Source organism: Nonomuraea sp. NPDC049709 (assembly GCF_040674815.1).
Classification (GTDB): Bacteria; Actinomycetota; Actinomycetes; order Streptosporangiales; family Streptosporangiaceae; genus Nonomuraea.
In genome coordinates this window covers 55815-79132 of record NZ_JBFANM010000053.1, presented here as the reverse complement: position 1 = coordinate 79132, position 23318 = coordinate 55815, and the positions used below count along the sequence as shown (strand labels likewise).

The window sequence follows — 23318 nt, the reverse complement described above, 5'->3', positions numbered from 1 at the left end:
ACCACACGCGCCTACCCCTGGCGGCACACCAGCACCCGGGCCCAGGGAGACAGGCAACCACACAACTGCACAGACCAGTGCTCCGAGCGGCGTGGCCGTAAGGGTGCTCTGGTGTCTGTCATCCGGTGGTGTGGTCGGGCGGTAGCGGGGTGAGCCCCAGTTCGCGCATGACGAACGCCAGCCAGTAGGTCTGCTGCTGAACGATCGTGCTCCACCCCGTGCCCCCGTGCCCCGCACCCGACCACACCCGCAACAGCACCGGGTGGGAGGAGGTCGTGGCGGCCTGGGCTCGGGCGGCGAACTTGCGGGAGTGCCAGACGGGGCAGCGTGGGTCGTTGGCGCCCGCGTCCAGCAGGATCGCCGGGTATGCGGTATCGGACTCCACGTGGTGGTACGGCGAGTAGGCCATGAGCACGGGGGCGTCGGCGGGGTTGTTCGGGTTGCCGTATTCGGGCAGGGTCGCGGCGGTGCCCACCGGGTCGCGGACCACGCGCATCAGGTCCAGCTTCGGCGCCGTGCACACCGCAGCGCGCCATAAATCGGGCCGCTGCGTGACGGCCACGGCGGCGAGCAGGCCGCCGTTGGAGGCGCCCTGGACGGCCAGCCGGTCGGGTGTGGTGACTCCGTCGGCGATGAGTTGCCCGGCGACGGCGTACAGGTCGTCGAAGGAGTTCTGCTTGGCGTGCAGCCGCCCGCCTTCCCACCACTGCAGGCCGAACTCGCCGCCCCCGCGCACGTGGGCGTGCGCGTACACGCCGCCCGCCTCGACGAAGGCGGCCAGCGGGCCCAGGTAGGAGGCCAGCTCGGCGATGTTGAAGCCTCCGTACGCGTGGAGGAGCGTGGGCTGCGGGAGAGAGCGGTCCAGGTCGGCGCGGTGAACCAGGGTGCACGGCACACGGGTGCCGTCCGCCGAGGTGGCCCACACCCGGCTGGTCACCAGGCCGGGCAGGGTGTGACCGGCCCCCTGCAGCCGGGTCAGGACGCCGGTCTCCAGCGCGTAGTGGTAGACCGTCGGGGACTGTGTGTAGGAGGTGTAGCCGAAGGTGATGGCGTCCTCGCAGCCGATGACCTGGTCCATCACACCGACAGCGATGACGCCCTGGGCGACGGAGCTGACCGAGCCGCGGCCCGGCAGCGGCACCTCACCGAGCTCCTTGCCGTCAAGGTCCAGGATTCGTACGCGGGAGACGGTGTCCACCAGCTCGCCCAGCACCAGCCGGTCGCCGACCAGTGTGACACCGGTGAGCACGGTGTCACCCCCGGGGATCAGCTCGGTCCAGGTGGCCGGGTCGCCGGGGCTGTCGAGGGGGATGCGTACCAGCCGTCCGCGCGCGGCGCCCGCCGTGGTGACGGCCACGTAGGAGTCGCCGACGATCACGCCCTTGTAGAGATGGTCGGAGTCGGTGATGAACTCACGCCACTGCCAGGAGACGCCTGGTTGTTCGTCCAGGGGTTGATGCGGACGGTCGGCGCTGTGGCTTTCGGCCGGGCGTTCGGCATGCAGCCCCGCCGGCTCTGCGCCCGCCGGCTCTGCGCCCGCCGAGTGTCCGCCCGTCAGCTGTCCGCCTGCCAGATCACCGCCTGTCGGCTGCTCATCCACCGGACCTCCGCCCTCCGGGTGTCCGCCCGCCAAGCCCCTGCCCTCCGGGTGCCCGCCCAGTGGGTCTCCGACCGCCGAGTGCCCGCTCGCCGGGTGCCTGTTCGGGTGGTCCGCCGGGAGACCGTTCGGGTGGTCGTGCTCGGTCTTTGTGGCGGCTTCTTGTGGGCGGGTGCCGGGGCGCTGGGCCGAGTGGGTTTCGAGGCGGGCCAGGTAGTGGGGGCGGGGCCGTAGGTGGTCGACCTGGATCAGTGCCCAGCGTCCGTCTCGGGAGATCTTGGGCATGGCGAACATGTGCGGGATGTCGATGGGCTCCGGCTCGGTGGGGGGCGGCTGGCCGAGGCGGTGGAAGAACACCCGCCAGCGGAGTGGTGCCCGGGGGTCCGTGCTCTCGTTGGCCATGTAGAAGAAGCCGCTGCCGTCCGGTAGCCAGGTCACCAGGCCGGGCCGCTGCTGTGGTACGCCGTCCAGCATGACCTTTCCCGTATCGATCTCGATCACCCTGAGCACGGGCAGCTCGCGGCCCGACGCGTCGAGGGAGTAGGCCAGCAGGCTGCCGTCCGGGGACGGCTGGGGGCTCATGCGCAGTGGTGCGCCGTCGCTGGACAGCTCGTTGAGGTCGATCACCGTACGCCACGGCCCCGTCACGTCTTCGGCCGTCTCCAGCACCATGAGGTCACGGCCCTCGGGGATGCGGCCGCGGAACCACCGAGGGCCGCATCGCATCGGGACCACCAGGTTGCGGGCGTCCATCTGCTCGACCAGCTCGCCGACGCGGGCGGCGAGGCGGTCGTAGTGCGGCCAGCCGTGGACGTAGGAGCGGGCCAGCTCGTCCTGGGCCCGCTGCCATTCCGCCACGCCCTCGCCGTCGTCCTCCTCCATCCATTGGTAGGGGTCGTCGAACACCAGGCCGCCGACCTCGTTGCGCTCCGGCCGGACCGGCGCGCCGGGATAGGGCATGCTCGCGCTCACGTTCGTGCTCTCCTTGCTGGTTGATGTCTCACGGAATGCGCCCCCGTGCTCAGGGCGAAGGCGATCTCACCGGGCCGCCGTCTCACGGCCTCCCCGGCTTCCTGCTCCGGGCCAGGCGGCGATACGTCCCCGGCCCTTCTCCGGGTCGGGCGCCCGGGCCTCTCCGGTCTCCTACTTCGGGTCGGGTGCCTGGACCTCTCCCGGCCACCCACTTCGGGTCGGGTGCCCGGACCTCTCCCGGCCACCCACTTCGGGTCGGGTGCCCGGACCTCTCCCGGTCCCTTACTCCGGGCCAGGCGGCCATACGTTCCCCGGTCTTCGGCGCCGTCCCCGGGGAACGACCACTTCTTCCGGGTCTGCCTCCACACGGGCAGCCGTCCGTGCTCCCCGCCCCGGGCGTCGGGCGTTTCTGCGGGTTTGCACAACGCCATGGACGTCTGCGTCTTCGGGAGTCTTTCTCTACGGCCCTGATCTCCCAGGCATCAGGGCGCTCCCGGGGTTTCCCCATCACCCTGGGTGCCAGGGGTGTCGCGGACCTTTCTGACGCGCTCGAAGTACTGCATGACGGCGGGCAGGTCGCCTGCGTCCAGCCAGTCGATCTGGCGGCTGAGCTCCGCGCTGAGCTCGGGCCCCGAGTCGCGCCACAGCGCCATGCCCGCCTCCGTGAGCTGGTCGTCGACCTGCTGGTCTCCGGTCTGGAGGCCGGCCGCCATCGCCTCCCACTGCGTGGTCAGGTGCTGCACCCGGGGATCCTCCACCGGCGTGCCGTCGAGCATGTGCCGATGGACCTGCCGCAGCAGGTCGAGCCATTGCGCGCGGAAGCCCTCCATGCGCTCCTCGCCGAGCTCGGCCCGCCGTCTCGCCAGGTGGTCGCGCAGCTCCTGGCTGAAATAGGACTCGTAGACCGAGTGCAGCTCCAGCGTGGCCATGAACTTCTCGGCATCGGGCATGATCGTCTTGTCCAGCAGCCACAGCAGCCCGCTGATCTGCTCCTTGAGCTGGACGATGCGCGCGGCCCGCAGGTCCAGCTCGGCGAGCTGGGCGCCGAGCAGGGCGCGCAGTGCCGTCAGGTCGTCGCCCGGCCGATCGAGGACGCGGGCGATCTCGTCGAGGGACAGCCCGAGCCCGCGCAGCGCCCGCACGCGATAGAGCCGCCGCAGGTCGGCCTCGGTGTAGCGGCGATGCCCGGACGCGGTCCGCTCGCTCGCCGGCACGAGGCCGATCTCCTCGTAGTGGTAGAGCGTGCGGATGGTGACACCGGTGGCCTTGGCCAGCTCACCGATGCTCCAGCGACGCCCGCTGCCGTGGTTCTCGGTCACGGTACGAAGGTAGGACCTCCCGCCACGGTAGGTTCAACTCATAACTGTGAGTGATTAAACGGCTACAGTACGGGTACGCGTACAGAAACCCCATTTCCCTCCCCCGCGTACGAAAGGGAACCCCCGTGTCCAGCTCCGATCGCTGTGCCACCATGCCCGTCCACCGCCGGCTCCTCGCCGCCTCACCCCGCTACGCCGTCGCCCTCGCCGCCATCGAGAACGAGACGTTCGCCAGGAAGAACGCACGGGCGGCCCCCCGCGAGGAGGTCGTCACCATTCCCGTCGTGGTCCACGTCGTCCACCACACCTCCGAGCAGAACATCGGCCAGGACCAGATCGACAGCCAGCTCAAGGTCCTCAACGAGGACTTCCGGCGGGCCAACCCCGACGCGGACAAGGTGCCCGAGGTGTGGAAGGACCTGGCCGCCGACGCGCGGCTGGAGTTCAAGCTGGCCGACACGGACCCTGACGGGCAGCCGACCTCGGGCGTCGTACGCCGGCAGACCGACATCGGGGAGTTCCAGCCGGACGACAAGGTCAAGTTCGACGCCCAGGGCGGCTCGGACGCCTGGCCCGCCGACCGCTACCTCAACCTGTGGGTGTGCGAGCTGAAGAACGCGCTCGGGTACGCCACGTTCCCCGGAGGGCCCGCCGACATCGACGGGGTCGTCGTCCGGCACAGCGCGTTCGGCACGACGGGTACGGCGGAGGCGCCGTACGACGGGGGCCGCACCGCCACCCACGAGATCGGCCACTGGTTCAACCTGCGCCACATCTGGGGCGACGACGGCGACGGCTGCTCGGGCAGCGACTTCGTCGACGACACCCCGAACCAGGCGGGGCAGAACCGCGGCACTCCCACGTTCCCCAAGCTGAGCTGCGACAACGGTCCCAACGGGGACATGTTCATGAACTACATGGACTACGTCGAGGACGCGGCGATGTTCATGTTCACGAAGGGCCAGGCCGAGCGGATGGACGCGGCGCTGGCCGGGCCTCGGTCGTCCTTCCTGTCGTCGCAGGTCAGGACCGGCACCACCGGGCGGTAGGCGGGCAGCCCACGGTCGTCGCCGCCTGAGGGACGGGCGACGATCTCACCGGCCGGCCATCCAAAGCCGGCTCTCCCTCCAGAGCCGGCTCACCGTCCGGGGCCAGCTCACCGTCCGAAGTCGGCTCACCGTCCAGAGTCGGCTCACCGTCCGAAGTCGGGTTCGCGTCGAGGGGTCGAAGGTCGCCGAGGATTGGCCGGCTGCGGCTCCCTCCCGGCCTCGCCTCGTGGCCTCACACCGAGACGATCAGCGCCTCGGGGCGGTCGGCGGGGAAGGCCCAGACGTGCTTTCCCGCCGCGATCACCAGCGCGAGCGGCGCGTCCAGCCCCAGCCTGATCACGTGGAGAGGGGCGCCGGCGGCCGGGGCGAGGACGAACAGGTCACGGCCGCCACCCGCCAGGACTCCGTTCGCGCAGATCAGGAACGGCACCGGCCCCTCCGGCGTCCCCACGAACCGCCCCGGCTCCCCCGACCAGGCCGACACGCGCAGCAGCCCGCCGGTCACGCTGATCCACAGGGAGCCGGCGCACACCGTCATGGCGCCGCGTTTCCTCCGCCCGAGGTCCACCTCTCTCGGGCCGCCGCGCAGCAGGTTGTCGCGCTTCGACGTCCACCACAGCCGCTCGCCCTCCACGGCGCACTGGTCCAGGGCGGGCAGGTCCAGCGGCTCACCCAGGTGGCCGGGCTCGGCGAGCCGGCGGGCCAGGTCGTCGCCGACCGCCCAGATCTCCCCGCCACCCGCCACCACCCGCCCGTCGAAGGGCGCGTCCGCGAGCGGTACGCCGTACGGGTCGAGCCAGTGGACGCGGTCCCGGGAGGCGCCCGCCAGCGTCCCTTTCGGTAACGAGTTCGACGGGTACGGTCCCGCGAACGACCTGGGCACCACCACGGTCTCCGCCAGCATGCCGGGCACCCCCGCAGGCGTGGCGGCCACCGTCCCCGGCACCGCCGCCAGGGACCACAGCTCGGCCGCCGGTAACCGCGGATCCGAGGCCGGTGCGGGTGCCGGGAACCGCGGTTCCGACGTCCGCGGCGGTAACTCCGATGCCGACGGTCGTGAACCGGACGCCGGCGACCGGTGACCGGGTGGCGGTGGCCGGTGACCGGATGACGGCGACCGTCCGCCGGGTGCCGACGACCGTGTGCGGGATGCCGGTGCCTGTGAAGGGGGCCGTGAACCCGATCCCGGAGTGGGCGGGTTCGGTGCCGTGTCAGGACGGGAGGACAGCGGGACGCCGGACGCCGTGTAGGCCCGTACACCACCGGCCTCCGCGCACCAGACCGTGGTCCCGTCCGACGCGGCCGCGCGGACGGGGCGCGGCAGGTCGATCCTGGTGACCACGACGTCCATGCGCCGACCCTAAACCCGCGGCCCCCGGGCGGTACCCCCACCCCCGGCCACATCGAACCGCCGACCCTTCACGAGCGGGCAAGCGGCGCGTTCAGGCACGGAGAAGGCCGTGGCGAGGTATCCGCATGGCAAGTGGACGAACCCGGTCATCGGCCCAGGTCACCTCGGCTGCGAACATTGTGACCATGCGCGTAGTGGTGATCGGAAATGGCATCGTCGGGGCCGGTGCGGCCTACTACCTCACCCGCCGGGGCGCGACGGTGACCGTCGTGGACGGCGGGTACCCGGGCGAGGCGACGCAGGCGGGCGCGGGCATCGTGTGCCCGTGGGTGGACCATCCGGAGGACGACGACTGGTACCGCCTGACCCGCGAGGGCGCCCGTCACTACCCCGGACTGGTGGAGGAACTGGGCGAGGACATCGGGTACGCCAAGGTGGGCGCCCTGCTGGTCGCGGAGGATCCGGTCGATCTGGAGCCGGTACGGACGCTGCTGCGCCGCCGCCACCCCGACGCGCCGGAGATGGGCGACATCGTCGACGTCCCCGACCCGACCGAGTTGTTCCCGCCGCTGTCGGACACGCTGAGCGCGATCCTCGTGCCGGGTGCGGCGCGGGTGGACGGCCGGTCGGTACGCGACGCGCTCCTGCGCGCCGCCGTGGCCAGGGGCGCGGAGGTACGTACGGGCGCCGCCTCGCTCACCCCGGACGGCCAGGTGTTCGTGCACCCCCTGGCCGGCACGGGCGCGACCTGGAACGGAGAGTGGGAGGTGCAGCCCCCGGAGGGAACCACGGCGCCCCAGCCGCCCACGGGCGCCGGCAACGCGGGCGCAGGCAGCGCAGAGGCGGGCGACGCGGGCGTAAGAGCGGGCGCGGGCAGCGCCGACGCGGGTAGCGGGGTCGCAGGAGCGGGCGCGGACAGGACGGATGTAGCCGGCGGGGCAGAAGCCGGTGGTTCCGGAGCCGGGGGCGCCGGGGCCGGTGCGGTTGGCGGAGAGAGGCGGGCCGGCGGCGGGCAGGTGGGTTCGGCGGGGCAGGAGCCGGCCAGCGGCGAGACCACGTCCTGGCGGCAGGCCGCGCCCCTCGCGCCCACCCCCACAGCTCCCATGGACGCCGGAACCCGGCGGTTCGCCGACGAAGGGGTGCCGATCGAGGCCGACATGGTGATCGTCGCGGCCGGGGCCTGGACCGGGGAGGTATGCCGGCCTCTGGGAGTCGAGTTGCCGGTCTTCCCCAGGCGCGGGCAGATCCTGCACGCCACCATGGAGGGCGTCGACACCGCCTGGTGGCCCATGATCCTGCCCCGGATGGGCCCTTACCTGCTGGGCTTCCCCGACTCCCGGGTGGTGATCGGCGCGACGGTCGAGGACGTGGGGTTCGCCCCGCGCGTCACGATGGGCGGGCTGGACGAGGTGATCCAGGCGGGGTTGCGGGTGGCGCCGGGGCTGTACAACGCGACGGTCGCGGAGGCGAGGGTCGGCCTGCGTCCCGTGTACGCCCCCGGTTCCGCCCTCATCGGCCCCCTCACGGGTCGCGTGGTGGTGGCGACCGGCCTGAGCGCGTACGGCCTGACGGCGGGCCCGTTCACCGGCCAGATCGCGGCCGCGCTCGCCCTCGGCGAGACGCCGCCCATCGACATCACGCCCTATGCCCCCACCAAACCCTAAAGCGGACGATAGACACCCTGCCCGTCAAGCGCGACAAGGAGCCACGTAACATCGAAAACCTCCCCACCGTGATGTCGTGGGGAGGCCGCCTTGCCGCTGCTCGCACCGCCGCCGTCGCTGCCACTGCCGGCGCCGCTGCCGCCGCTGCTCCTGCTCCTGCTCGTCGCGGCCGCCGGCTGCGCCACCACCACCGAGCCGGCCGCGCCACCACCGCCGCCGAAACCGGCAGCTCCGACGTCGCCGCCCACGTCACCGCCCACGGTGCCGCCGAAACCGCTCGCGCCCCGTGCCCCGGGCCAGGCTCCGATCGAGGTGCCGCACAGGGCCTCTGGCCGGTACGCGGTCGTCCCCGGCACCGCCCCCGCCCGGCCGGGCCGCGGAGCGGTGGTGCGGTACCTGGTCGAGGTGGAGCGCGGGCTGCCGTTCGACCCGGGCGAGTTCGCCGCGGAGGTGCACAGGACGCTCAACGACGTACGCGGCTGGGCCCGCTTCCAGCGGGTCGACCACGGCCCCGTACGGGTGCGCGTCGCCCTGTCCAGCCCCGGCCTCACCACCCGCCAGTGCCGCCCGCTGCGCACGGGAGGCGAGCTGTCCTGCTGGAACGGCCGCCGCTCGGTCATCAACGCCCTGCGCTGGGCGACGGGCGTCCCGCACTACGGCGCGGACCTGGCCGCCTACCGCCGCTATCTCATCAGCCACGAGGTCGGCCACGGCCTGGGGCACCGCCACCGTCCCTGCCCGGGGCCCGGCCGCCTGGCCCCTGTCATGACGCAGCAGTCGAAGTCGCTGGGCCGGTGCCGCCCGAACCCGTGGCCCTTCCCCCATCGCGGGCGGGACGAGGAACGCTGAGCGGAGGCTCGGCGGGCACCCGTTTCAGGCCAGGCCGCGCCCCGTGCCGACGCCGCGCAGCAGCGTGTCGACCAGGCGCGCGGCAAGGGCGTCCGGCTCGCCGTCGCGGACCTGCGCCGACTCGTGGATCAGCGCGTAGTAGACCCGCTTGGCCCACAGCGGGTCCACGTCGCCGCGCAGCACCCCGGCCTCCTGGGCCCTGCGGAACAGCCGCTCGCAGCGCTCCTCGACGTCCGCGTGCACCCTGGCCACCTCGGGGTCGGCCGACAGCGCGCGGCTCATCGCGAAGTTCCAGTCGCTCTTGACCCGCAGCACGTTGGCCGTGACCTGGTAGAGCGCGACCAGCGGCGGAGTGGTGTCGGGGTTGGCGGCCTCCACGGCCTCGGCGAACTGCCGGGTGGCCCACGCCGCCATCGCGTCGACCAGTGCCTCGCGCGAGGCGAAGCGCCGGTGCACGGTCGTGCGCGCCACCCCCGCCGCCTCGGCGATCTGCTCCATGCTGGCCGCCGGGTTCCTGCTGAGCACGCGCTCGGCGGCCTCCAGGATCGTGCGCACCGTGCGCTCGGCGTCGGACCGCAGTGCCCGGGTCGTGTCACTCACGCCCCACAGAGTACGGCATCGTCCCCCTTAACCCTCAACTTGCGTCATCAGTGTTGCAACTCGTAGGGTCAAGGCATCACAACTGATGCGACTACTACGGGAGAACACGCCATGGACATGGGCCTTACTGGCAAGACCGCCGTGGTGACGGGCGCGAGCAGGGGCATCGGGCTGGCGATCGTACGGGCGCTGACCGGCGAGGGGATGCGCGTCGTGGCCGCCTCGCGGACGATCTCGCCCGCGCTCAAGGAGACCGGCGCCACCCTCGTGACGGCCGACCTGTCCACCGCTCACGGGCCCGAGGAGATGATCGGCCGGGCGCTGGCCGAGCTGGGCGAGCTCGACCTCCTGGTCAACAACGTGGGTGGCGGCGACACGGCCGGGGATCTCGTCGGCGGGTTCCTGGGCACCGGCGACGACGTGTGGCGCCAGGTCCACGACCTGAACTTCCTCAGCGCCGTACGCGCCACCCGCGCCGCCGTCCCGAGCCTGCTCCGGCAGCGCGGCACGGTGATCAACATCTCCTCCAACAGCGCCCGGATCCCGCACACGGGGCCGGTCGCGTACGCGACGGCCAAGGCCGCGCTGACCGCGTTCGGCAAGGCACTGGCGGAGGAGTTCGGCCCGCAGGGGGTGCGGGTGACCACGGTCTCGCCCGGCGCCACCCGCACCTCGATGTGGGAGGCCGAGAACGGGTACGGCGCCGCCGTCGCGGCGGCCCACGGCGTGGAACACGAGCACTTCCTGGCGGGGCTGCCGTCGAACGCCGGAATGACGACCGGTAGGTTCGTCGAACCGGACGAGGTCGCCGCGCTGGTGACGTGGTTGGCATCGCCGCACGCGGGAAGCGTCAGCGGCGCCGACTACGTCATCGACGGAGGAGCGATCAAAACCGTCTGACCTATCGCGATATATCGTAGAAGAGGACCACCGGGGAGTCCCGTTCGGCCGAGCGGGACGCAGAGAATTCCAGGGGAGAGTGGGCGATGGCAGGAAAGCGGACGGCACGGCGGATCCTCGCGGGCGGCGCGGCCCTCGCCGCGGCCGGCTGGGTGTTGCGCGAGGTTCCCGCCGAGCTGGGAGTGCGGCCGCTGACGTCGGGGCCGGACCGGGCGGCCAGGATACGCCGCTCGCCGCAGTTCAGGAACGGCACGTTCGTCAACACGATGCCCGAGGCGACGACCTTGATGACCACGCCGCCCGTGAGCCTGGTCGGCGAGCTGGCCAAGGACCGGGAGCGGCGCCGGCCGGGCGGGATCGTGCCGCTGCGCGTCCCGCCGTCCGACCCGCCGCCCGCCGACGGGGTGCGCGCCGTCTGGTACGGCCACGCCTCCACGCTGGTGGAGATCGAGGGCAAGCGGGTGCTGTTCGATCCGGTGTGGAGCCGGCGGCCCTCTCCCTCGCAGCTCGTCGGCCCGAAGCGGCACCATCCGGTGCCGGTGGAGCTGGGCGAGCTGCCGCAGGTCGACGCGATCGCCATCTCGCACGACCACTACGACCACCTCGACATGGCCACCGTGCGCTCGCTGACCCGCACCCAGAGGGCGCCGTTCCTGGTGCCGCTGGGCATCGGGGCGCACCTGGAGCGGTGGGGCGTGCCGGCATACCGGATCATCGAGCTCGACTGGGAGGAGGAGGCGACGGTCGCGGGGCTGCGCTTCGTCGCCACGGCGGCCCGCCACTTCTCGGGCCGGGCGTTCACCCGCAACGACACGCTGTGGGGGTCCTGGGTGGTCGCCGGGGCGGCCAGGCGGGTGTTCTACGCGGGCGACTCCGGATACTTCGCGGGATACCGGGGCATCGGCTCGGCGCACGGGCCGTTCGACCTGACGCTGATGCCGATCGGCGCCTACAGCCCGGCCTGGCCGGACATCCACATGAACCCCGAGGAGGCCGTCAACGCCCACCTCGACCTGGGCGGCGGGCTGCTGCTGCCGGTGCACTGGGCGACGTTCACGCTGGCCCTGCACCCGTGGGCGGAGCCGGTCGAGCGGCTGTGGCTGGAGGCCAAGGCCCGCGACGTCGAGATCGTCGTGCCCCGGCCGGGCGAGGCGGTGGACACCTCCGCCGCCCCGCCGGTCGAGGGCTGGTGGGAGACGCTGAGCTGAACCGGGGGGCGGGAGACCGGGGACTCTCCCGCCCCCCGGGGCTCAGCCGCGCCGGTCCAGCTCCCCGCCCGGCGACCGCTCCGGCGCGGCAGCGGTTCCAGGGGCGGGGGCGGGCCCAGAAGCGGGCCCAGAAGCGGGCGCCGGTTCAGGGGCGGGGTCGGTCTCGGCGACCGCCCGCTCGTACGCCCGGCGCAGCTTGTCGGCCTCGGCCTGCGGGTCGTGGAACCAGTTCGTGGACCACAGGCGGTGGAAGTTCCACCCGATCCGCTCCAGGTGCTCCTTGCGCAGCCGGTCCCGGTCGCGGACGCTGCGCGAGTCCCGGTACGAGGCCCCGTCCGCCTCGATGGCCAGCACCATCTTGTCCGGGTCGCGGGGATGGGTGGCGGCGAAGTCGACGCGGAAGCCGCCCACGCCGTACTGGGGCACGACCGTGATGCCGTACCCGGCCAGCCGGTCCCGCACGTCGGCCTCGAACGGGTTGAGCGCCGTCCCGCCGGAGGCGTCGGCCGGGGTGCCGCCCGAGCCGGCGTACTCCAGGTAGTCGGCCAGCAGCCGGGCCCCGGCCTTGGTCACCCGGGCGGGGTCCACGTCGTGGCTGGAGAAGGAGCTGACCAGGGTCAGCCGGTGCTTGGCGCGGGTGGCGGCCACGTTCAGGCGGCGCTCGCCGCCGTCGCGCAGCAGCGGCCCCCACTGGTAGCGCATGCGGCCGTCGCGATGCTTGCCGTACCCGACGGTCAGGATGATCGCGTCACGCTCGTCGCCCTGGACGCGTTCGAGGTTCTTGACGAAGAACGGCTCCGGCGCGTCCTCGGCGAAGAACTCCTCCAGCTCCGGATGCCCGGCCAGCGCCTCGCGCAGTGCCTGGTCGACGCGCTCGGCGTGGCGCATCCCGAGCGCGATCACGCCGAGCGACTCGCCGGCGCGGGCGCGGGCGTGGTCGAGCACCAGCTCCACCACCTTGCCCACCTCCCCGTCCCCCTCCACCGGTGAGTGCTCGACCACCACGTGCCGCAGGCAGTCACCCCGCGACACGCCCGGGAACGTGGTCAGCGCCCCGCCGTAGATGCGCGCGTTGGAGAAGGCCACGAGCCGCTCGTCCCTGCTGCGGTAGTGCCAGGTCAGCGGCCACGTCGGCAGCAGCGGCCGGAGCGCGTCGAGCACCGACTCGAACCCGGCCCCGAACGACACCAGGCTCTCCTCGTCCTCGCCCTCCTCGGCGCCGTCGGCGACCTGGCGGAAGAAGTTCGTCGGCGGGAGCTGCCGGTCGTCCCCGGCGACCACGATCTGGTGCGCCCGCATGATGGACGGGACCGCGTCGGCGGGCACGATCTGGCTGGCCTCGTCGAAGATCACCACGTCGAACAGCCGGGTCGTGGGCAGCACCTGGCTGACGATCAGCGGGGACATCGCCCAGCACGGCTTGAGCGCGAACAGCACGTCGCCCGCCTGGTCCAGCAGCCGGCGCAGCGGCAGGTGACCCCGCCGCAGGGCGGCCTGCTTGCGGATCACCCGGGCCTGCAGCGGATGCCGGTCCTCGGCGTCACTCAGCCTGACGGCCCACGCCCTGCGCACCCTGGCCCGGTTGGCGGCCTGGTGCCGGACGTCGCGCTCGCGGAAGTCCCCGGCGATCTCGTCCAGCGCCTCGCCCCGCTCGGCGGCGTAGCGGGGGTCGCTCACCCTGACGTGGTCGAGCACCGAGGAGTGCCAGACGTGGTCGAACGCGGCCGCGGCCAGCCCGGCGTCCGCCTGCTTGCGGGCCAGGTCGTCGAGGAGCTGGCCCAGGCCCAGGCCGTCGAGGCGCATGCCGAGCTCGTACAGCCTGGGCAGCTTCCACGCGGTGTCACGGTCGTCGCAGAGCGCGGCGAGCGCCTCCTCGGGGTCGTCGGGCACGCGTACGTAGGCGCGCAGCGAGGTGAGCCGCTCCTCGCACTCGCCCTGGAGGCGCAGCAGGTCGCCCAGGTCGGGCGGCGGCCACGGCGACCGGCCCGGCCCCTCTCCCGCGCGGAGCCCGTCCCACTCGGCGAGCTGGGCGGCGGCGCGCGCGAGCGCGGCGCGCAGCTCGGCGCGTTCCGGCTTGCCGGTGCCCAGCCACAGCGCCCGCGCCCGCTTCCGCAGCGCGTGCCGCTCCCGCAGCCCGGCCTGGGCGCGCTCCCCCGTGGCCTCCGCCAGGCGTGCCGGCTCGGCCTCGAAGACGCGCGGCGACAGCCGCCGCATCGTCTCCGCGACCCCGGCGAACAGCCGCAGCCGCTCCAGCCGCTCGCGATGCCCCTCCGGCTCGCGCAGCCCGGCCGCGGCGCACGCCTGGCCCACCCGGTAGGCCAGCAGCGGCAGCAGGTGCGAGTGCAGCCGCGAGGCCAGGTCGCCGGCCTGCCGGGCCTGCTCGGGGGTGCGCAGCGCGGCGCCGTACCAGGGGGTGCCGCCCGGCCGCAGCGTGAAGCCGCCCAGGTGGGCGAACTCGCGCAGCTCGTCCCTGATCCGGTCGGCCGCCTCCGCGTCGATCCGCTGCGGGTCCGTCAGCCGTACGGGCGTGCGCGCCTGCGCGGGCACGCCGAGCAGCGCCGACTGGATCTGGAACGCCGACAGCCCCCACGGCTCGTGCGGCTCGTGCAACCCGGCGACGTGCCGCGACAGCCGCCGCTGCCGGTCCACCAGCCGCCGGTCCAGCTCCTGCTCCGGCCCCTCGGTCACGGTCTGCGCCAGGTCCAGCGTGTCGCCCAGGTCGCGGGCGATGCGCAGCCTGTCACGGGTGCCCTCGTGGATGTCGAGCACGAGGTCGCCCAGGTCCGCGCCCTTGAGCCGGGACAGGACGGCGTCGATGGCGGCCCGCTTCTCGGCCACGAACAGCACTTTCCTGCCCTTGGCGACGAGCGCGGCGATGAGGTTCGCGATCGTCTGGCTCTTGCCGGTGCCCGGCGGGCCGTGCACGACCAGGCTGCGCCCCGACAGCACGGCGGCGATGGCGCTGCGCTGGGAGGAGTCGGCGTCCAGCACCGAGTAGTCGTCCTGCGGGGAGTCCAGCGCGAGCGCATCGCCGCGGTCGCCCGACAGCAGCTCCTGCGCGCCCGGGTCGCCCGCGATGGCGGCCACCACGTCGCTGTCGGCCAGCAGGTCCCCGGCCGCCTGCATGTCCCTGACCATGGGCAGCTTGGAGTAGGTGAAGGTGCCGATCACCAGCCGGTCCTCGATGTCGAACCCGGGCACCTCGGCCGCCGCCGCGATCGCGCGCAGCCGGCCGTGGTCGGCGGTGGCCCGCTCGGGGTCCGCCCCGAAATTCGCGCCGAAGACGGTGGTGAGCTTGTGCAGCAGGACCGGGTTGACCTCGTACTCGTCGTCGAGGGTGAGGTCGAAGTCGTCGTGCCTGGCCCGGGTGGGGGTGATGGTCAGGCCGCGCAGCAGCACGGGCGCGGCGGGCTCCAGGAACAGCTCGTCCCAGCGGGCCATGCCGGTGGCCAGGTACGCGGCCCTGATGCCGCGCTCCTCCAGCAGTTCGCGGGACTTGCGGTGGATGGCCTGCACGCGCCTGATGGCGTCGGCCCTGACGTCGGCGTCGGAGAACAGCCGGGTGAGCCTGATCGAGCCGGTGCGCAGGAAGCGTTCGAGCTTGTCGGGATCGGCCTGGGCCAGGTCGAGGGTGCCGGCCCGCCGGTCCTTGTAGTAGAGCAGCGTGTTGCGCCCGCCCAGGTCGGTGAGCGCCGATATCCAGTTGGCCTGGGCCGCCTCGATCAGGGTGGCCCTGCGGCTGTCCAATGGCTCTGCCATGAACGTCTCTCCTGCCCTGGTGGGGCCTTTGCAGTCCCGTGGCGGGCAGAACGTACAGTCTTGCCGTGAGCAACCTGGAGCTTGACCCGCGGGAGATCCGCTGTGCCGCCGGCGAGGAGGCCGGCGGCGAGGTGCTGGAGGGGCGCGAGGTGCCGCTGGGCGGGCCGCGCGCGATGGCGGTGAGCAGGACGCTGCCGGGCGCGCACCGGCGCATGATCGGCGCCTGGTGCTTCGTGGACGCGTACGGGCCGCAGACGGCGACCATGCGGGTGCCGCCGCACCCGCACACCGGCCTGCAGACGGTGAGCTGGCTGGTCGCGGGCGAGGTGCTGCACCGCGACAGCCTGGGCACGCTGCAGGAGATCCGCCCCGGCCGGCTGAACCTCATGACCGCCGGGCGCGGCATCTCGCACTCGGAGGAGTCGCCGGAGACGGTGCTGCACGGCGTGCAGCTCTGGGTGGCGCTGCCCGGCGGGCACCGGCACGTCGAGCCGGGCTTCGAGCACCACGCGTCGCTGCCCGTGCTGTCCGGGCGGGGATTCGAGGCGACCGTGATGATGGGGTCGCTGGGCGGGGTGACCTCGCCCGCGACCGCGTACAGCCCCCTCGTGGGAGCCGAGATCGCCGTGGACGGAGCGTGCGAGGTGCCGGTCGAGCCGGGGTTCGAGCACGGGCTGCTGCTGCTCGACGGCGAGGTGGCGGAGCTGGCGGCGGGGCCGCTGGTGTACCTGCCGCCGGGGCGGTCGGGGGTGCGGCTGTCGGGGCGCGGGCGGGTGCTGCTGATCGGCGGCGAGCCGTTCGGCGAGGAGATCGTCATGTGGTGGAACTTCGTCGGCCGCACCCACGACGAGATCGTCGCCTACCGGAAGGAGTGGATGGAGGGCGAGGGGTTCGGCTCCGTCGAGGGGTTCGACGGGGAGCCGCTCCCCGCGCCCGTCCTGCCCGGCACGCGGCTCAAGCCGCGCGGCCGGGTCCGCTAGCGGCGGGTGTAGGTGTAGACGACGTCGAGGCTGGTCGCCTTCTCCGGTACGTCGGCCAGCAGGCGCACCATCCTGCCGGTGAAGTCGATCACCTGGATCTGCTGCCGGTCCGCCGTGCCGTCCGGGCGCACCCAGCACGCCAGGTGGTCGTCGTCGTACCAGGTGGCCAGGCCGGCGCAGGGCGACTCGACCCGCTTCACCTCGGCCCCCGTCCGCGTGTCGTAGACGCAGTTGTTGCCGCTGCGCAGCCCCGGGCAGTCGGTGACGAACCTCTGGCCGGACGGCGAGAACAGCGCGTCGGCCAGGCCCGCGCCCACGTTCGGCAGGCGGCGCACCCGCGTGCCGCCGGCGTCGAAGAAGCGCAGCGCCTGCTGGCCGGCGTCGTTGGACAGGGCGACCACGCCGGTGCCGGTGTGGTCGAAGCCGTACCGGATGCCCTTGAGGGAGCCCTCCCGCAGCGAGGCGACCTCGGCCTGGCGGGTGTTCACGTCCACGATGGCGAAGCCGGTGGACTGCCAGACGCCCTTGACCGGGTTGCCGACGTTGACCAGCAGGTGGGTGCTGTCCCGCGACCAGGCCTGCACGTACGCGCTGAGCGGCTGCCGCGAGGTCCTGACCGTGAACCGCCGGGCCGTGACCTTGTCGGTGATCTCCACGGTGTCGTGGCCGTCGACGAAGCTCTTGCCGCGCTGGGCCAGGTAGCGGCCGTCGGGCGAGAGCATGCTCTCCCAGGTGTTCTTGTAGCCGGTGAACGATCCGGTGAGGGAGTCGCGGGGGTAGTAGACCCAGTCGCCGGACTTGGCGTCCTTGACCAGGTACGTGGTGAGCCTGATGGGGTCGGCCGGGCTCTCGTAGATGGTGGCGGCGGTGTCGGGGAGCTTGACCGCGGCCAGGTTCGCGGTGGGCACGGGGGTCGGCGTCGGGGACGGGGCCGGCGTGGTCGTGGCGGTGGGGCGGGCCGGCGGCACAGCCGGGAGGTTGACGACGGTGACCGCGACGATGGCGATGGCCGCCAGCAGCGCCACCCCCGCCACGGCCGCCCCGATCAGCCAGCCCCTCCGGTTGCCCGGAAGGGGTGGCGGCGGGAGTGGCGGCGGATGCGGAGCCGTCCCGGGCGGCTGGTGACCGGGACCTTGGTGGGATGCGCTGAGGTAGCCCTGGTCGGCGGCGTTCTGGTAGCCCGGCCCCTGGTCGGCGGCGTTCTGGTAGCCCGGTCCCTGGCCGGCGGCGTTCTGGTGGCCCGGTCCCTGGCCGGCGGCCGGGGGCGGCCAGGGCGCGCCGGCGGGGTGCTGCGGGCCGGACGGATGGCCGGAGCCGGGCGGCCGCCACTGCGGCGGCCCGATCGGCGGCTGGATCGGCGGCCCGATAGGCGGTGGGGGCTGCTGCTGGGGACCGGTCGGCGGTGGGGGCTGCTGCGGGCCGGAGCCGGCGATGGCCGATGCCTGGCGGAGGTCGGCGGACGGCCGGCGGGGGTCGGCGGGTGGTTGCCGGGGGTCGGCGGGTGGTTGCCGGAGGAGGTGGTGGATCACCTGCTCGGCCGTCGGCCGCCGGGCCGGGTCCTTGGCCAGGCAGGCCGCGACGAGCTCGCGCAGCGGTCCCGTGAGCCGGGACAGGTCCGGCTCGGTGTGGAGGACCCGCTGGATGATCGCCGGCACCGTCTCCGCCTCGAACGGCCCCGCCCCGCCGGCCGCGAACACCATCGTGCTCCCCCACGCGAACATGTCCGCCGCCGGCCCCACCGGCTGGGCGAGGATCTGCTCGGGCGCCATGAACGCCGGCGTGCCCACCGGCATGGACGTGATCGTGGAGGTCGCGTCGAGCGCTCTGGCGATGCCGAAGTCGATCACGCGGGGGCCGTCGCCGGCCAGGATCACGTTGGCGGGGCCGAAGTCGCGGTGCACGATGCCGGCCTGGTGGATCGCCGCGAGGGCGGTGGCCGTGCCGACGGCCAGGCGGTGCAGGGCCGGCTCCGTGCGCGGCCCGTCCTCGGCGACCGCCCGCTGCAGGGACGGGCCCGCCACGTACTCGCTGACGATGTACGGCCGTTCCTCGTGCACGCCGGTGGCCAGCACCTGCGCCGTGCAGAACGGCGCCACCCGCCGCGCCGCCGCGGCCTCCCTGGCGAAGCGCTCCGCCGCCACCGCGTCCCCCGCGAGGTGGGGGCGCAGCCACTTGATCGCCGCCTGTCTCCCCTGCTCGTCCACCCCCAGGTAGACGACTCCTTGCCCGCCCTCCCCCAGCCGTCCGCGGATCTCGTGGCCTCCGAGGGCGGCGGGGTCTCCTGCTCTCAGCTCAGTAATCGACGGCATGTCCGGATTATGAGCTTCGAATCTTGCAATCGGCTTGACCCGATCGAAGGTCCCCGGGAAATGGTCCCGGGGACCCGCCGGTCAGGTCAGCCGCTGCGCCTTGCTCAGCAGCCGCTGCGCGACCACCACGAGTGCCAGGAACACGCCGCTGACCACCTGCTGGAACGCCGAGGTCAGGCTCCCGACCTGGTTGATCAGGCTCTGGATGACGCCGAGCAGCAGCACCCCGGCCACCGAACCCGTGATGCCGCCGGCGCCGCCGGTCAGCAGGGTGCCGCCGATCACCACGGCGGCGATGGCGTCCAGTTCGAGGCCGATGCCGAGGATCGTCACGCCGGAGGAGAGCCGTGCCGCGTTCAGGGCGCCGGCCAGGCCCGCGAGCAGGCCCGACATGACGTACACGTACACCTTCGTCCGCGAGACCGGCACGCCCATCAGGGCCGCGGCCTGCTCGTTGCCGCCGATGGCGTAGACGTTCTGGCCGAAGCCCGTGCGCTGCAGCAGCACCATCGCGACCAGGGCCAGGGCGATGGTGATGTGGACGGGGTAGGACAGGCCGAGGATCTCGCCCTGCCCGAGGGCGGCGAAGGAGCGGTCCTTGACGAGGTAGGTGGTGGCGCCCTCGTCGGAGATCGCCAGCATCAGGCCGCGCACGCCGAGCAGCCCGGCCAGGGTCACGATGAACGGGGCCATCCCCGTACGCGCGATCACCAGGCCCTGCAGCAGCCCCACCACCCCGCACACCGCCAGCGGCAGCAGCAGCGCGACGGCCGGGCCGTACTGCGAGCCGTAGGCCGCCAGCACCCCGCCCAGGACGAACAGCGACCCCACCGACAGGTCGATCCCGCCGCTGATGATCACGAACGTCATCCCGATCGCGATGATCGCGAGGAACGACGAGGACACGACCACGCTGGCCGCGTTCGCCGGCGTGGCGAAGGAGTCGAAGGCCAGGCTGCCCACGATCACCAGCAGCCCCAGCACCATGACGGCGCCGTGCTGCTGGAGCGTCCGGCTCACCTGCTCGCGGTTCATCGGGTCCCCCGCTTCCTGGTGGCGTAGACGGCGGCCAGGATGATGACCGCCTGGACCATCTGGGTCCACGACTGCGGGAGGTTGTGCTTGATCAGCGTGGCCGCGAGGAGCTGCATGAGCAGCGCGCCCATGACCGTGCTGAGCACCCTGATCCGGCCGCCGGTCAGCGGCGTGCCGCCGACCACGACGGCGGTGATCGCCGACAGCTCGATGAACAGGCCGAGCGAGGTCGGGTCGCTGGCCTGCAGCCGAGCCGTGGCCAGCACCCCGGCCAGGGCGGCGAGCAGGCCGGAGATCACGTACACGATCAGCAGCACCCGCTTGACCGGCAGGCCGGACAGCTCGCTGGCCGACCGGTTGCCGCCGATGGCGACGACCTGCCGCCCGAACGTGGTGCGCCGCACCACGAACAGCACGATCAGCGTCAGCGCGGCGGCGATGAGCACGATGACCGGGATTCCGGCCACCGAGCTGCTGCCCAGGGCGATCAGGCCGGGGTTGCGGAACTCGACGAGCTGCGGCACCAGGACGTTCGCCAGCCCGCGCACGCCGACCAGCAGCGCCAGCGTCGCCACGATGGGCTGCACCCCGACGTACGCCACCAGCGCCCCGCCCGCCGCGCCCACGACCGCGCCGCCGACCACGGCCACGAGGAGGGCGGGCAACCAGCCGTACCCGAGGTAGAGCACGGTCAGCGCGGCGGCCAGCGCCATCACCGAGCCGACCGACAGGTCGATGCCCTGGGTGCCGATCACCAGCGCCATGCCCAGCGAGACGATCACGATGGGGGTGACCTGGACGAGCTGGGTGCGGAAGTTCGACGCGTCCAGGAAGTGCGGGGTGAACAGCACGTTGAACAGCAGCAGGACGAGCACGGCCGCGTACACGCCGTAGTCCTGCACCCAGGCGTACACCTGCGGCTTGAGCACGGCGACGCGGCCGCCCCGCTGCGAGCCCCGATCGTGCGTGAGCTCAGCCATCCGACTGCCCCGCGATCGTCTGCTCGGCGATCGTCGCCATGATCCTCTCCTCGGTCACCTCGTCGCCCGACAGCTCCCCCACGACCGCGCCCTCGCGCAGCACGAGGATCCGGTCGGCGCCCTCGACCAGCTCCTCCAGGTCGGAGGAGATCAGCAGCACGCCCAGTCCTTCCTGCGCCAGCTCGTCGATCAGCCCCTGCACCTCTGCCTTGGCGCCGACGTCGATGCCGCGGGTGGGCTCGTCCAGCAGCAGCACCTTGGGCCGCACGGCCAGCCAGCGGGCCAGCAGCACCTTCTGCTGGTTCCCGCCGGACAGCTCGGCGACCAGCTGGTGCGGCGAGGCGGCCTTGATCCTCAGCCTCCGCATGAAGATCTCGACCACCCGGTCGATCTTCGCCTCGGCCACCACGCCCGCCCTGCCGAGGGAGGGCAGGGCGGCCAGGGCGATGTTCTCGCGGACGGACAGGGTCGGGATGATGCCCTCGGCCTTGCGGTCCTCGGGCAGCAGGCTGACGCCCGCCCTGATCGCCGCCGCGGTGGAGCCGGCGCGCAGCGGCAGCCCGGTCACGAGCACCTGCCCGCCGTCCAGGGGGAGCGCGCCGACGATGGCCTTGGCGGTCTCGGTACGGCCCGCGCCGAGCAGGCCGCCCAGCCCGACGACCTCGCCCGGCCGGACGCTCACGTCCACGCCTTCGAGGACGTGACGGCGCGTCAGGCCTCGCGCCTCGACGACCGGGACCTGCCCGTTCGTGTGCGGGCCCGCCGCCGCCTCGTCCGGCTGGGCGGGCGGCGCGGTGGACGGCTCGGTGGATGGTGCGGTGGGCGGCGCGGTGGGCCGCGCGGCGCGGCGGTCGCGGGAGAACCGGGTCAGGCCCTGGGAGCGGACCTCGTTCAGCTCGCGGCCGAGCATGAGGGAGATGAGTCTCAGTCGTTCCAGCTCCGCCAGCGGCCCCGTGTGCGCCAGGCGGCCGTCACGCAGCACGGTCACCTGGTCGCACACGCGGTAGAGCTCGTCGAGGCGGTGGCTGACGTACATGACGGCGATCCCGCTGTCGCGCAGCCGCCTGATCACGCCGAACAGCGTGTCCACCTCGCGCGGCTCCAGCGACGACGTGGGCTCGTCCATGATGACCACCCGCGCGTCCACCGACACCGCCCGCGCCAGGGCGACCATCTGCTGCGCCCCGACGCCGAGGGTGCGCAGCGGGCGGCGCACGTCGGTCTCGACGCCGTAGCCGGACAGGACGCGTTCGGCCTCGCCGTACATGGCGGCGGCGTCGATCACCCCGAACCTGCCGCGCGGCTCGCGGCCGAGCAGCAGGTTGCGGGCCACCGACATCATGGGGACGAGGTTGACCTCCTGGTAGATGGTCGAGATCCCGGCGCGCTGCGCTTCCATGGGGGTGCCGAAGGCGGCGCCCGTACCCCGGTAGCGCAGCTCGCCGCCGTCCGGCTGGTACACGCCGGTGAAGACCTTGATCAGCGTGGACTTCCCGGCGCCGTTCTCGCCGACGAGCGCGTGCACCTGACCCGGGAGCAGGGCCAGGGACACGCCGTCGAGGGCGAGCACGCCGGGGAAGCGCTTGCTGACCCCCCGAGCTTCGAGAACCGGTTCCAACTCAGTACGCCTCACCGAGGGAGTCCTTGGCGTTGGTCGTGTCGTAGTCGCGGTCGGAGATGATCACCTTGTCGGGGATCGCCTGGCCGTCCAGGAACTTCTGGGCGGTCTCGAAGGCGAGCGGGCCGAAGCGCGGGTTCGACTCGATGACCGCGTGCAGCCAGCCGTCGGCGATGCCCTGGACGGCGCTGCGGGTGCCGTCCACCGAGACGATCTTGATCTCGCCGGGCTCCTTGCCCGCGCCCTTCAGCGCGGTGACCGCGCCCAGCGCCATCTCGTCGTTCTCGGCGTAGATGCCGTTGATGTCGGGGTTGGACTGGATGAGCTGCTCGGTGACCTGCTGCCCCTTCTCGCGGGCGAACTCGCCGGTCTGCTCGAACGAGATCGTGATCTCGGGGGCCTTCTCCTTGACGCGGTCCTTGAAGCCGTTCGTGCGCTCGGTGGTGACGTTGTTGCCGGGGGCGCCCAGCAAGATGGCGACCTTGCCCTTTCCCGACAGCGCCTCGATCATCCGGTCGGCGGCGCGCTTGCCCTGCTCGTAGAAGTCCGAGCCGATGAAGGTCAGGTAGTCGCTGCACGCCTTGGCGTTGATCTTGCGGTCGACCGTGATGATGGGGATCTTCTTGGCGGCGGCCTGCTGGAGCACGGGCTCCCAGCCGTCGGAGTTCAGCGGCGCGATGACCAGGAGCTGCACGCCCTGCGCGATGAGTTGCTGGACGTCGGTGATCTGCTTGGAGAACTGCGACTGGGCGTTGGTGACCTTGAGGTTCGTGATGCCCAGCTTGGCGGCCTCGTCCTTGATGGACTTGGTCTCCGCGATGCGGAACGGGTTGGCCTCCTTCTCCGACTGGGAGAAGCCGACCGTGGCCGTCTTGAGGTCGAACTTCGTGCCGCCGAACTGCTGCAGCGTGCACGTCGGGCCGGCCGTGCCGGAGGGCGTCTGGACGACCTGCTGACCGGCCGTGCCGGCGACGGCCGGCGCGCTCTGCGGCTCCTCGGCCTTGGCGCAGGCGGCCGCGGTGAGGAGGACGGCCAGGGCCAACGCGGCTGTCCGGAGATGGGGAGTCATCGCGGTTCCTTCCTATCAGGTGCGGCGCCCGGGCCGCAGGGGCCCGGGCGCGGGAGAGG

At 72.9% G+C, this 23318-nt stretch carries 16 protein-coding genes; 6 read left to right on the top strand and 10 right to left on the bottom strand.

Annotated elements, in window-relative coordinates:
• Positions 1–118 precede the first annotated feature (118 nt).
• Together AB0J69_RS40990 and AB0J69_RS40985 are read right to left on the bottom strand one after the other, a co-directional pair.
• Positions 119–2569, bottom strand: coding sequence for a prolyl oligopeptidase family serine peptidase (locus AB0J69_RS40990; RefSeq protein WP_364129400.1), 2451 nt, complete (start codon positions 2567–2569; stop codon positions 119–121).
• 482 nt (positions 2570–3051) lie between these two features.
• Positions 3052–3888, bottom strand: coding sequence for a MerR family transcriptional regulator (locus tag AB0J69_RS40985; RefSeq protein ID WP_364129398.1), 837 nt, complete (start codon positions 3886–3888; stop codon positions 3052–3054).
• A gap of 125 nt (positions 3889–4013) precedes the next feature.
• Here AB0J69_RS40985 and AB0J69_RS40980 point away from each other — a divergent pair, with 125 nt between their 5' ends.
• Positions 4014–4937, top strand: coding sequence for a zinc metalloprotease (locus AB0J69_RS40980; RefSeq protein ID WP_364129395.1), 924 nt, complete (start codon positions 4014–4016; stop codon positions 4935–4937).
• A 232-nt stretch (positions 4938–5169) separates the two neighbouring features.
• Here the strand turns inward: AB0J69_RS40980 and AB0J69_RS40975 are convergent, their stop codons facing one another.
• Positions 5170–5871, bottom strand: a complete 702-nt coding sequence (locus AB0J69_RS40975; protein ID WP_364129393.1) for a hypothetical protein — start codon at positions 5869–5871, stop codon at positions 5170–5172.
• A gap of 602 nt (positions 5872–6473) precedes the next feature.
• On the opposite strand from AB0J69_RS40975, the gene AB0J69_RS40970 reads away from it, so the two are divergent.
• Both AB0J69_RS40970 and AB0J69_RS40965 read left to right on the top strand, forming a co-directional pair.
• Entirely contained in the window at positions 6474–7952 is a 1479-nt protein-coding gene (locus AB0J69_RS40970; RefSeq protein ID WP_364129390.1) for an FAD-dependent oxidoreductase, read from the top strand.
• 90 nt (positions 7953–8042) lie between these two features.
• The gene (locus AB0J69_RS40965) at positions 8043–8801 is read left to right on the top strand and encodes a DUF3152 domain-containing protein (RefSeq protein ID WP_364129387.1); all 759 of its coding nucleotides are present in this window, start codon (positions 8043–8045) and stop codon (positions 8799–8801) included.
• A gap of 24 nt (positions 8802–8825) precedes the next feature.
• On the opposite strand, the gene AB0J69_RS40960 is transcribed toward AB0J69_RS40965, so the two are convergent.
• Entirely contained in the window at positions 8826–9401 is a 576-nt protein-coding gene (locus AB0J69_RS40960; RefSeq protein WP_364129384.1) for a helix-turn-helix domain-containing protein, read from the bottom strand.
• 111 nt (positions 9402–9512) lie between these two features.
• On the opposite strand from AB0J69_RS40960, the gene AB0J69_RS40955 reads away from it, so the two are divergent.
• A complete protein-coding gene (locus AB0J69_RS40955) occupies positions 9513–10301 on the top strand; it encodes an SDR family oxidoreductase (RefSeq protein ID WP_364129381.1) in 789 nt (262 codons plus the stop codon).
• A gap of 86 nt (positions 10302–10387) precedes the next feature.
• Entirely contained in the window at positions 10388–11509 is a 1122-nt protein-coding gene (locus AB0J69_RS40950; RefSeq protein ID WP_364129379.1) for an MBL fold metallo-hydrolase, read from the top strand.
• 42 nt (positions 11510–11551) lie between these two features.
• Here the strand turns inward: AB0J69_RS40950 and AB0J69_RS40945 are convergent, their stop codons facing one another.
• The gene (locus AB0J69_RS40945) at positions 11552–15268 is read right to left on the bottom strand and encodes an AAA domain-containing protein (RefSeq protein WP_364129376.1); all 3717 of its coding nucleotides are present in this window, start codon (positions 15266–15268) and stop codon (positions 11552–11554) included.
• Between the two features lie 65 nt (positions 15269–15333).
• Here AB0J69_RS40945 and AB0J69_RS40940 point away from each other — a divergent pair, with 65 nt between their 5' ends.
• Positions 15334–16248, top strand: a complete 915-nt coding sequence (locus AB0J69_RS40940) for a pirin family protein (RefSeq protein ID WP_364129374.1) — start codon at positions 15334–15336, stop codon at positions 16246–16248.
• On the opposite strand, the gene AB0J69_RS40935 is transcribed toward AB0J69_RS40940, so the two are convergent.
• The 5 genes from AB0J69_RS40935 to AB0J69_RS40915 all read right to left on the bottom strand — a co-directional run bounded on the left by AB0J69_RS40935 (position 16245) and on the right by AB0J69_RS40915 (position 23259).
• The gene (locus AB0J69_RS40935; protein ID WP_364129372.1) at positions 16245–18557 is read right to left on the bottom strand and encodes a serine/threonine-protein kinase; all 2313 of its coding nucleotides are present in this window, start codon (positions 18555–18557) and stop codon (positions 16245–16247) included. The two genes, AB0J69_RS40940 and AB0J69_RS40935, sit on opposite strands and share 4 nt — an antisense overlap.
• Before the next feature lie 81 nt (positions 18558–18638).
• On the bottom strand, positions 18639–19592 hold the full coding sequence (locus tag AB0J69_RS40930) for an ABC transporter permease (RefSeq protein WP_364129369.1): 954 nt from the start codon (positions 19590–19592) through the stop codon (positions 18639–18641).
• On the bottom strand, positions 19589–20572 hold the full coding sequence (locus tag AB0J69_RS40925; protein ID WP_364129366.1) for an ABC transporter permease: 984 nt from the start codon (positions 20570–20572) through the stop codon (positions 19589–19591). The genes AB0J69_RS40930 and AB0J69_RS40925 overlap by 4 nt, the downstream gene beginning before the upstream one ends.
• A complete protein-coding gene (locus tag AB0J69_RS40920; protein WP_364129364.1) occupies positions 20565–22205 on the bottom strand; it encodes a sugar ABC transporter ATP-binding protein in 1641 nt (546 codons plus the stop codon). The genes AB0J69_RS40925 and AB0J69_RS40920 overlap by 8 nt, the downstream gene beginning before the upstream one ends.
• Positions 22192–23259 carry an ABC transporter substrate-binding protein gene (locus AB0J69_RS40915; RefSeq protein WP_364129361.1) on the bottom strand — a complete coding sequence of 356 codons (1068 nt, stop codon included), beginning with the start codon at positions 23257–23259 and terminating at the stop codon, positions 22192–22194. Before AB0J69_RS40915 ends, AB0J69_RS40920 begins: the two co-directional genes overlap by 14 nt.
• Between the last annotated feature and the right edge of the window lie 59 nt (positions 23260–23318).